Annotated in this window: 9 protein-coding genes; 5 read left to right on the top strand and 4 right to left on the bottom strand. The window is 63.0% G+C overall.

Annotated elements, in window-relative coordinates; all coding sequences use genetic code 11:
- Positions 1-81: 81 nt before the first annotated feature.
- Together AC1VS5_RS08905 and rnd are read right to left on the bottom strand one after the other, a co-directional pair.
- Complete coding sequence (locus tag AC1VS5_RS08905) at positions 82-798, bottom strand: zinc metallopeptidase (protein ID WP_481218406.1); 717 nt, start codon at positions 796-798, stop codon at positions 82-84.
- A 134-nt stretch (positions 799-932) separates the two neighbouring features.
- The gene (rnd, locus tag AC1VS5_RS08900; RefSeq protein WP_481218405.1) at positions 933-2,066 is read right to left on the bottom strand and encodes a ribonuclease D; all 1,134 of its coding nucleotides are present in this window, start codon (positions 2,064-2,066) and stop codon (positions 933-935) included.
- A gap of 100 nt (positions 2,067-2,166) precedes the next feature.
- On the opposite strand from rnd, the gene AC1VS5_RS08895 reads away from it, so the two are divergent.
- From AC1VS5_RS08895 to AC1VS5_RS08875, 5 genes are all read left to right on the top strand, one after another.
- A complete protein-coding gene (locus AC1VS5_RS08895; RefSeq protein ID WP_481218404.1) occupies positions 2,167-3,096 on the top strand; it encodes a diacylglycerol/lipid kinase family protein in 930 nt (309 codons plus the stop codon).
- Positions 3,097-3,747: 651 nt separating this feature from the next.
- Positions 3,748-4,317 (top strand): hypothetical protein, encoded by a 570-nt coding sequence (locus tag AC1VS5_RS08890; RefSeq protein WP_019128544.1) that lies wholly within the window; start codon positions 3,748-3,750, stop codon positions 4,315-4,317.
- 69 nt (positions 4,318-4,386) lie between these two features.
- Complete coding sequence (locus tag AC1VS5_RS08885) at positions 4,387-6,258, top strand: ABC transporter ATP-binding protein (protein WP_481218403.1); 1,872 nt, start codon at positions 4,387-4,389, stop codon at positions 6,256-6,258.
- A complete protein-coding gene (locus tag AC1VS5_RS08880) occupies positions 6,251-6,997 on the top strand; it encodes an energy-coupling factor transporter transmembrane component T family protein (RefSeq protein ID WP_419044547.1) in 747 nt (248 codons plus the stop codon). Before AC1VS5_RS08885 ends, AC1VS5_RS08880 begins: the two co-directional genes overlap by 8 nt.
- Positions 6,998-7,154: 157 nt before the next feature.
- A complete protein-coding gene (locus AC1VS5_RS08875; RefSeq protein WP_481218402.1) occupies positions 7,155-8,162 on the top strand; it encodes an RsmB/NOP family class I SAM-dependent RNA methyltransferase in 1,008 nt (335 codons plus the stop codon).
- 247 nt (positions 8,163-8,409) lie between these two features.
- On the opposite strand, the gene AC1VS5_RS08870 is transcribed toward AC1VS5_RS08875, so the two are convergent.
- Both AC1VS5_RS08870 and AC1VS5_RS08865 read right to left on the bottom strand, forming a co-directional pair.
- The gene (locus tag AC1VS5_RS08870; RefSeq protein WP_481218401.1) at positions 8,410-8,586 is read right to left on the bottom strand and encodes a hypothetical protein; all 177 of its coding nucleotides are present in this window, start codon (positions 8,584-8,586) and stop codon (positions 8,410-8,412) included.
- A gap of 141 nt (positions 8,587-8,727) precedes the next feature.
- Positions 8,728-9,615 carry a DegV family protein gene (locus tag AC1VS5_RS08865; protein WP_204627210.1) on the bottom strand — a complete coding sequence of 296 codons (888 nt, stop codon included), beginning with the start codon at positions 9,613-9,615 and terminating at the stop codon, positions 8,728-8,730.
- Between the last annotated feature and the right edge of the window lie 232 nt (positions 9,616-9,847).

Here is a 9,847-nt window from a genome sequence, read left to right as displayed (position 1 = left end):
CATCCCTCCACACCTGGCTCCCTTCTCTCATGCTCCATGCAGTCTAACGCGCCGCCCGGACACGTTTTTTCGGGCAGGGCGCTAGTCGTTCTGCGAGCGCTGCGTGCGCGCCAACAGATACAGGAGCTGCAAGATCGAAGTAAGGGCCGCGGCCACATAGGTGAGCGCCGCAGCGGTGAGCACCTTGCGCGCGCCCTCGACCTGCTGTGCGCTCATACCCGATTCCTGGATGTAGGCAATCGCACGGCGGCTTGCATCGAACTCAACGGGAAGCGTGACCAGTTGGAAGACGACCGAGAACGCGAAAAGCGCGATTGCGATCGTGGTGAGCCCCGCCATGTTCATGAAGATGCCGAGCAAAAGCACGATCATCCAGACGCTCTGGGTGAAGTTAACGACCGGCACGAGCGCCTGGCGCATCTTGAACATGCTGAAACCGCGGGCGCGCTGCACCGCGTGCCCCGCCTCGTGGCAGGCGACCGCGACCGAGGCGACCGATCCGCCGAGCATGTTCTCGCTCGAGAGGTAGAGGTTGTTATCGCGCGGGTCGTAGTGGTCGGTAAGGTGCCCGTTCACGCGGCGGATGCCCACCGCTCCGCAGCCGTTCGCCTCGAGCATGCGCCGGGCGACGTCCTCACCGGAACATCCATCTGAGGAAACCTTGGACCAGGTACGGTAGGCGCGGTTGATATAGGCCTGCGCCGCGAGGCCCAAGACGAGCGAAACGATAACGACCACTAGGTACAACGGGTCGAACATCGCCCCGTAGTCATACCCGTATCCATAATAGAGCGGCATATGCCCTCACTTTCTCGCATTGATGACGAACGAGCATGTTGTACCCATATCGGCGAGGAACATCTATGACAAGGCACCCGCTCCCCATCTTCATCAAGGAGGGGAACGGGCTTTGGGCGCGAATTCTTCCCGCTCTACAGGATTTCGATCTTGCGGTCCTTGACCGTGAGGCCCATGTTGCCCGAGAGCAGATCATCCAGGCGCGTGCCCAAAAGCTCGAAGCGCCAGCCGTCGCGGAGGCGGCTCCGCTCGGGATGATCGATGTACTCGGCAAGATCGTCGCGCGAGGCGATCATGGCCGTCGCCACGCCCGACTGATCCGAAACCAAGCGGATGAGGGCGTACATGAGGTCTGTGACGCTCTCCAGATCGCTTGAGGGCGCTTTCCGCGCATGGAAGACGGGCGGGAGATGGTCGGACGGGCAGCTGAGGCCTCGCCCGATAGCCATGAGGGCGGCCGTCACATCGTCTTCGGATAGCTGCTCGGTCCCTCGGATGCTGCGGAAATTCGAAACGTCACGCGGCGCGCGCTTAACGAGGGCGAGCAGCACCTCGTCGGACATCACCCATTTGCGCGGGATGTTATACCGCTCGGCCCTCCCCTCGCGCCAGGCAGCGAGCTCGCGAGCCACGCCCAGCTGGCGACGCGTGCAAGAGCTCACGCGCTTTACGCGCTTATAGACCTGCCGGCGATCGACCTCGTAATGAGCGCGCTCAGCGAGCGGCCGAATCTCGTCGAGCACCCACGAGAGCCTGCCGAGCCGCTGCAGCCGCTCGACCATGACGTGATAGGCCTGGATGAGATAGCGCACGTCATCGAGGGCGTACTCGAGTTGCTTCTCCGTGAGCGGACGGCGCGACCAATCGGTGAGCGACTCGCTCTTGGGCAGCGAGATGCCCAAGAAGGCATGAACGAGACCGTTGTATGAGGTCTGCAGGCGCTCGCCCAAGAAGGCTGCCGCGACCTGCGTGTCAAAGATCGGAGCGGGAAGCACACCGAGCGACTGCAGCAGGACCTCCATATCTTGCGGGCACGCATGGAAGACTTTGATGACGCGCTCGTTTGCAAGCAGGTCCGCGAGCGGGGCGAGGTCGTCGAGGGCGATGGGATCGATGGCGACCGATTCCTCGGGCGTTGCGACCTGCACCAGGCAGAGCCGCGGATGGTAGGTGCGCTCGCGCAAGAACTCGGTGTCGACCGCAACGGCGTCGAAGGCGGCCGCGCGGTCGCAAAACGCTGTAAGATCCGCTTCTGTGGAAATATACATGCTCCCCCGTCGTCTCGAGGAACCCCGACGCGTCACGGGGTAGGATAACGGCATTACTGTCTGTAACTATACTCGCCTTCGGCTAGAACGGGAACAGGGTATGCGCTGTCTCATCGTCCACAACCTTGCGTCGGGTCCGCATTCGGACGAAATATTCACCTTCATTCATGCCTTGCTCGCCACGGGCGACGAGGTCGTGATGAGGTGCATCGGCGAGGCATTGGAGACTGAGGAGGCCGTGGCCGACGCCCGGTCCTTTGACCGCATCGTCGTCTCGGGCGGCGACGGAACGGTAGCGAACGTTCTCGACCACCTCCGCGACTGCGGCGTTCCCATCCTCGTGTTCCCTTCCGGCACCGCGAACCTCTACTTCCAAAACGTAGGCAACGCCCCGGACGCAGCCGCGCTCGCTCAAGCCTGCCGCGCCGGCATCACGGCGAAGGTCGACATGGGAGAGCTGTTCTGGGTCGATGAATCCGGCGAGACGCGCCGGCACGGCTTCATCAACATCGCCGGATCGGGCTTCGATGCCACCATCATGGAGAAAGCAGCGCCCACGAAAAACGATATCGGCGAGATCGCCTACGTGCTCTCAGCCCTCTCCACCCCGGAACCGCAGGTGGCGCACTTCACCATCGAGCATGACGGCGAAGTCGACGAACTTGACGGCATCTCGTGCATGGTGGGCAACACCGCCAGCATCCAGAACGAAATCAACCTGTTCCCCGATTGCCGCATGGACGACGGGCTCATCGACATCGCCGTCGTGGAGCCCACGACGCTCGTAGGGCTTCTGCCCACCGTGGCCGCCGCGGTGTTCGACCCCGCCGGGCGCGGGCTCGGGCGGCCGCAGTTCAAGACCTTCCAGGCGAAAACCGCCAAGATTACCTGCACGCCCTCGCTCGGCATGCAGTTCGATGGCGAGGTCATACCCAATAACTCGGGCGTGTTCGGCGCCCGGGTGCTGCCGAAATGCCTCGATATCATCGTTGACGAGTTCTCGAACCTCCGCGCCGATTCCCAAGAGTAGCAGCGCCCGCGCGTCGCATGCCCCGTGTTGTCGGGCGGAATCTGAGCGCCGCGTGCGCTGCCGGGCGATTTTTGGACAAGCGATGCGTTTTCGGGCGACATCTGGACGCCGCGTGCGTTCTCGGGCGGTTTTTGGACACGGCACGCGTCTTTGGGCGACATCTGGACGTTTCAGGCCATTCAGATGGAAGAATCTCGCCCGAAGACGTTAACCGCGTCCAAAACGCGCCCGAGAACGCCGGCTGTGTCCGAATGTCGCCCGACAATTCCCCTGTGTCCGAGACGTGCCCGGCAACGCGCTTCATGGCGCGCCCGGAAACGCGCTGGAAATATTCCCCGCGGCGCGCTCTGCTGTGCTATAGTGCGACGCAAGGTAGCTCGGCTACGAACTCTCGATTGACCGAAAGGAGCCGCCATCATGATGTCCATGCTCAATAACTCCCTCATGAACTGGTGGTGGCGTGATGCGAATACGGTCGGTCGACGGTAGCTCCTGCGCCTTACCCATAGGTATCTAGCAAGGCCTCCGCTTCGACCGGGGGCCTTTTTCGTATCACGCGCCTCTACGAACACTCTCCGGGCGCCCGCCGCCAATGAGAGCAGCAACTCACTTTCACCTCCCCTCTTCCACCAACAAGAAAGGTTGATCGCCATGCCTCAGAACAACTTCTCCCAGCCCCGCACCGTAACCGCCTCCGAGCGCGGAGGGCTTGACATCCGCAACCTCGTGCTGCTCGCCATCCTGCTGGCAGCCGGCTTCATCCTCAACATGACGGTTGGCAAGGCGCTTTCCGCCCTCACTATGGGCACGCTCAGCCCCGAGTTCATCATCGCGGCGTTCTGCCTCGAAATCCTCATCGTCAGGCCCAAGCCCGCGCAGGCGCTCGTCATCGGACTCATCGCGGGCGCCGTCATCCAGATCTCGGCCTCGGTCAAGGGCCCGGACCTCATCGCCGAGCCTATCGCGGCCCTCGTTATGGCGCTCATCGTCGCAGCCGGCATGAAGGGCAAGGCCAAGGCGATCGTGCCCGTCCTCGGCACCTTCGTTACCACGACGCTCTCCGGTCTCATCTACGCCGTCATCGTCATCTATGCCCTCCGCACCGTCAACGCCACCCTCCTCATCATGCTCCCCGTCGTGCTGGGTACGGGCGTGGCCAACGCCATCATCGTGGGTGCGCTGTACCTGCCCATCAAGAAGGCGCTCAAGCTCGCCGACTAGAAACCATGTTCCGCCCCGGCCGTGCAAACGGGGCGGACGCACACCCACAGGAAGGGGAGCCGGCCCGCAATGGACCCCATCATTCGCATCGATCATGTATCGTTCTCGTATGGAGAGGCAAGCGCCCGAGCGCTTGACGATGTCACGCTCAGCGTGAGCCCCGGAGACTTCCTCGGCATCATCGGGCCATCCGGCGCTGGCAAAACCACACTCGCCTCGGCTATGTCCGGGGCGATCCCCCATCACTACACCGGCCCGTTCTTCGGCAACGTCCTCGTTGACGGCAAAGATACCTGCGCGGTCACCTTAACCGATATCTCCCAGGTCGTGGGGAGCGTATTGCAGGACATCGACACGCAGATGGTGGCCTCCGTCGTAGAAGACGAGATGCTCTTCGGGCTCGAGAACTTCGGCGTTCCGCACAGCCAAATCGAGGAGCGCGTTATTGATGCGCTTGAAACCGTGGGCATCGCCGATTTGCGTGAGCGCGATATCGCCACGCTATCCGGCGGGCAGAAGCAGAAGGTCGCCATCGCCGCCATCCTCGCCCTTCGGCCGCGCGTCCTCGTTCTCGACGAGCCCACGGCAGCGCTCGACCCCGCCAGCTCGCGCATGGTTTTCGAGACGCTGCGCAGCATCAATCGGGAGCTCGGCGTCACCGTGGTCATCATCGAGCAAAAGGTCGCGCTTCTCTCTGAATATGCGAGCCGCATCGCCGTCATGCAGGGTGGACGCATAGCGCTCGAGGGCACTCCGAGCGAGGTGTTTTCCCATAGCGCTGAGCTGCGGAGCATCGGCGTCGACAGCCCGCGCGTAACGCGCATCTCGAACAGCCTTGCCGCGCGCGGGCTCATAGAGGCCGGCGAGCCCTGCCTGAACGTTCGGGAGGCCTCGCTGCTCATCCAGAACCTGTGCAAAGCCTCCTCCCCCGCCCCTAGAGCCGCGGCGACCGCAGGCGCCGACCGCGCAATTGCCACCGCCCATGCGACCGCAGGCGCCGACCGCGCTGCCGCTGACGCCCCTGCGGCTGCAAGCGCCGCCCGCTCCACCATCGCGAGCCCCGGCGAGTGCGGCATGGCAGAGAGCCCGCGTCGGCCCGCCGTGAAACCCGGGGCCTCGCCCGTCGTGCGCCTGCGAGACGTTACCTACACCTACCCTGGCGGCGGCGCCTCGGTGCGCCACCTTAATCTTGAGGTCTATCCCGGCGAATTCGTAGGGCTCGTAGGGCAAAACGGCGCAGGCAAGACGACAGCGACCAAGCTGGTGAACGGCCTTCTCAAGCCGTCCTCGGGAACGATCGAGGTGGCGGGGCTCGACACGCGCACGGCGAGGACGAGCCAGATCGCGCGCCACGCGGCGACGCTCTTCCAGAACCCAGACCATCAAATCTGCCGCGACACGGTGCTCGACGAGGTCGCGTTCGGCCTTGAGCTGGGCGGCGTGGACGCCGAGACGGCCCGGGAACGGGCGCGCGCAGTGGCAGAGGACTTCGGCTTGCCGCTCGGCGAGGCGCCCTTCTCGCTTTCGCGTGGACAGCGCCAAATGGTTGCGCTTGCCTCGGTCGTAGTCCTCGAGCCTGAGCTCGTGATCCTAGATGAACCGACGAGCGGCCTCGACTATCGCGAGTGCATGACGGTCATGGAAACCGTGCGCCGCATGGCGGACCGCGGGAGCGCCGTCATCATGGTCTGCCACGACATGGAGGTCGTCTCGGATTTTGCCGAGCGCCTCGTCGTCATGGCCGATGGCGAGATCGCCGCAGCCGGCCCCACGCACGACCTCTTCGCCGATGAGAGCCTCATGAAGCGAGCAAGCATGAGGCCCCCTCAGGTGGTTGAGCTCGCGAACGAGCTTGCGCACACGGTTTCGCCCCGGTTCCTCGGGCTCTACGAGGTCTTAGATGTCGTCTCATGCACCGAGGAGCTGGTTCTTCATGGTTAATGTCATCGATTACGTACCGGGCACCACGCTGCTCCACCGGCTGAATCCGGTCACCAAGATCGCGCTTGCCGTCGCGCTCATCGCTTCGTCGCTCACGGCGGATTCCCCCATCGTGCTCGTCTCGCTGCTTGCGCTCACGCTCGCTGCGAGCGCCTATGCGCATGTCATGCGCCAGGTACGGTCGTTTCTCAAACTGCTTATCCCGCTTTCCATCATCATGTTCGTCATGCAGGCGATCTTCGTGCGCTCGGGAACGCCCGTTTTCCTCTCCATAACAAATGAGGGCCTCATGCTCGGCCTCATGGTATGCCTGCGCCTTCTCTGCCTTGCGCTGCCGCTCATCCCCGCGCTCGTAACCACCAAGCTCACCGACCTCGCGAACGCCTGCGTCGAGGTGCTGCACGTACCGTACCAATATGCATTCACCTTTACCACGGCGCTTCGCTTCGTCCCGGTATTCAGCCAGGAGATGAACGCCATCATGGAAGCGCAGACCGCGCGCGGCGTGGAGTACGACACGCCCAACCCTCTCAAGAAGCTTCGCCTCATGCTGCCGCTCTGCATTCCGCTGCTCATATCGAGCGTGGGCAAGACGGATGGCACGGCGCTCGCGGCAGAGCAGCGCGGCTTCTACCTGAGAACCCGCGCTTCCGCGTACAAGCGCTACCCCCTTGCCGGGCGCGATATCGCCGCGCTTGCGCTCTGCGTGGGGCTCATCGTCCTAGGAATAGCGTGCTAGGAGCCCCTGGGTTGGCCCCAACGCCTCCAAATCCTCGCATGCGCCCGCGCGGGTGCATGGCGTCATGTCCGTGCGTGCACGGGGTGTCATCTGCTACCATGCAGAAGCCGTTACAAGGCGCGGGCAGCACCGCGCGACACGCTCTCTGAGAGGCCTCATGAACGCAGGATCAACCACCACGCCATTGCCCCGCACGCCGGAGCTCATCGCCCAGGCATATGCAGCTATGAGCGACCAGGAGGCCGAACGCGTCCAGGCTGGGTTTGCGGCCGCCGCAGCTCGCCCCGTCACCCTGCGCGCCAATGCCCTTAAGACGACGCCAGGCGAAGTGGCGGAAAAGCTTACCGAGAGGGGCATTCCGTTCGAACGCGTTCCATGGTATGAAGACGCGTTCGTGTTGGGCGATGGCGTGCGCGAGAAAACGGTATGGGAGCTTGAGCTCTATCAGGAAGGTAAGGTCTATCTGCAGAGCCTTTCCTCGATGCTTCCGCCGCTCGCCCTTGCCGCACGCGATGGGGCCGATGTCCTCGATATGTGCGCCGCACCGGGCGGCAAGACCTCCCAGATTGCCGCCCTCACAGGCGGCACGACGCATATCACCGCGTGCGAGATGAGCGCGCCGCGCGCGGAAAAGCTCGCCTACAACCTCAGCAAACTTGGCGTGCACGGCGTCAACATCATGCGCACAGACGCGCGGCGGCTCGATGAGTTCTTCTCCTTCGACCATATCCTGCTCGACGCACCCTGCACGGGAACGGGAACGTTTCGCCTGGGCGACGATCGCGCGGAGAGCCGCATGACAGGCAAGCTCCTCGCCAAGACGGCCCGTTCGCAGCGTGCGCTTCTCGACCGTGCCCTCACCGTCCTCAAACCCGGCGGCACGCTCCTTTACTCTACGTGCTCAATCTTGCCTCAGGAAAACGGCGAGCAGGTGGCGGCCGCGCTGCGGCGGCATCGCGATTGCAGCATCGTGCCGCTCGCAGTGCAGCAAGCTGGGGTTGCAGACGATGACGCCAAGCCCCTGCCTGCCAGCACACGCGCGCTTGCTGGCGCATTTGAAGACGGGTCGATCCCCACGCTGAAAAGCGCCGTCGAGGGAACTGTTACCGTCTGCCCCTCCCAGCGCTTCGAGGGCTTCTACCTTGCCCTCATCAAAAAGCAATAAAGCGCGCGCTGCCAGCGGGTGCCCACCTCGCCTCCTGGTGCCCACGGGACCTGCGGATCAGCTCCGGCCCATCCATCAAAATGGGACAGTCCCAAATTGACCCACGAAAGCGTCAAAATGGGACTGTCCCAAAATCAGCCAAAAAGGATTAGCGCGGTGCAAAAAAGCGAGCCAGCTGCCAAGGCAGCCAGCTCGCCTGCAACATAGCTGAGCGATCGATACTACGGCACCGCTCGCCGCTTCATCGCTACCGGCGGTGCCGCCCACCGCGGCCCGACTGAGCACGGCGCTCTTCCCTGCGCGCCTTGATAGCCGTGCCAGCAAAGTAGACGACGGCGACGATCACGATTACGCCGACGACGATACCCAGCGGCTGGATGATATCCATGGCGCTCATAGTCACCGTCCCTTCTTGCAGCCCCATCGCACGACAGCTTACCAGATACCGGAAGCCGAGGGCGGCAGAACCATCGCATCAAGAAAAATCGAGTTCGCGTGGCAGCGGCCCGCAACACGGGCATGTGAAGCAGCGCGCGATGCCAGCTGACGAGCAGTAGCGCGTTCGCTAATCGACGCGCTTATCGCCCATGAAGAACAGCGCAACGGTGCCCGGGCCCGTATGTGAACCGATGACGGTGCCGATATTGTTGATGGCGATGTTGCCCTTGAGCGCGGGAATCTGCTCGCCAATGAGCCGCGCGACCTCTTCTGCATCCTCCCTGCAGGCAGAATGCGAGATCGAACATTTACCGGTGTATGCCGCACCGTCCTCAACATGGGCCATCATGTTCTTCACAAGCTCGGCGATGGCTTTTTTCTTGGTGCGAATCTTTTCGCGCGGAATCAGTTTTCCCTGATAGTCGACGTTCATGACCGGGCAGATCTTGAGTGCCGTCGCAATGAGCGCGCTGGTGGAGGAAACGCGGCCGCCGCGCTTCAGGCAATCGAGGTCAGAGACGAAGAACCAATGGTTGACGTTAAGCTTATGCTCCTCGGCCCACGTAGCCGCCTCGTCGAGCGTTGCCCCGGCATCGCGCATGTCGGCAAGGTAATCCATGAGCAAGCCGTAGCCCGCCGATGCGGCAAGTGAGTCGACCACGCGCACCGTTCGATCGGGATACTGGGCCTCAAGGTCGCGCGCCGCAATGACCGCGGAGTTATAGGTGCCCGAAATGCCGGAGGAGAGCGTGAGGTGCAGGACGTCTTTGCCCGCCTCGAGCATCGGCTTCCAGAACTCGGTGTACTCGCCCACGCTCACCTGCGAGGTCTTTGAGGTCGAACCCGCTTTGAGCGCACCGAAGAACGCTTCGGGCGTGACGGATTGGTACAGGTCGTCCTCATGAACGACGCCATCGAGCTCGTAGTGGAACATGATGTACTCGATGCCGCGCGCCTCGAAGAACGAGCGCGGATAATCCGCCGTCGACTCACAAGACAAGACGAAGGAACCCATAGGCACTCCCAACCATTCGAGGGCGGCTCACTCAATCCCGATCATCCGCCCAAGCGTTATTGACTATTCGTCATTATCCCACACAATCACTGCCCCGTTGCTCTCATTTCACCCGCAACGCGAACCAGAAACCCTTCCCACCTTCAACCTAGGGAAACGTTGGCCATCCGCTCTGGATAGGCCCGTGCACGGGCAATGGCGCGCAGCGCCGAGCCCCCACCCCCATTCCTTT

It is taken from the genome of Enorma sp. (assembly GCF_982429025.1).
The sequence above is the reverse complement of the archived record's forward strand: the minus strand, read 5'-3'. Positions and strand labels throughout refer to the sequence as shown.

Bases quoted from the DNA above. Each gene is read 5' to 3' on its own strand.
- AC1VS5_RS08905 (WP_481218406.1), bottom strand. From the start codon at position 798: ATGCCGCTCTATTATGGATACGGGTATGACTACGGGGCGATGTTCGAC.
- rnd (WP_481218405.1), bottom strand. From the start codon at position 2,066: ATGTATATTTCCACAGAAGCGGATCTTACAGCGTTTTGCGACCGCGCG.
- AC1VS5_RS08895 (WP_481218404.1), top strand. From the start codon at position 2,167: ATGCGCTGTCTCATCGTCCACAACCTTGCGTCGGGTCCGCATTCGGAC.
- AC1VS5_RS08890 (WP_019128544.1), top strand. From the start codon at position 3,748: ATGCCTCAGAACAACTTCTCCCAGCCCCGCACCGTAACCGCCTCCGAG.
- AC1VS5_RS08885 (WP_481218403.1), top strand. From the start codon at position 4,387: ATGGACCCCATCATTCGCATCGATCATGTATCGTTCTCGTATGGAGAG.
- AC1VS5_RS08880 (WP_419044547.1), top strand. From the start codon at position 6,251: ATGGTTAATGTCATCGATTACGTACCGGGCACCACGCTGCTCCACCGG.
- AC1VS5_RS08875 (WP_481218402.1), top strand. From the start codon at position 7,155: ATGAACGCAGGATCAACCACCACGCCATTGCCCCGCACGCCGGAGCTC.
- AC1VS5_RS08870 (WP_481218401.1), bottom strand. From the start codon at position 8,586: ATGGGGCTGCAAGAAGGGACGGTGACTATGAGCGCCATGGATATCATC.
- AC1VS5_RS08865 (WP_204627210.1), bottom strand. From the start codon at position 9,615: ATGGGTTCCTTCGTCTTGTCTTGTGAGTCGACGGCGGATTATCCGCGC.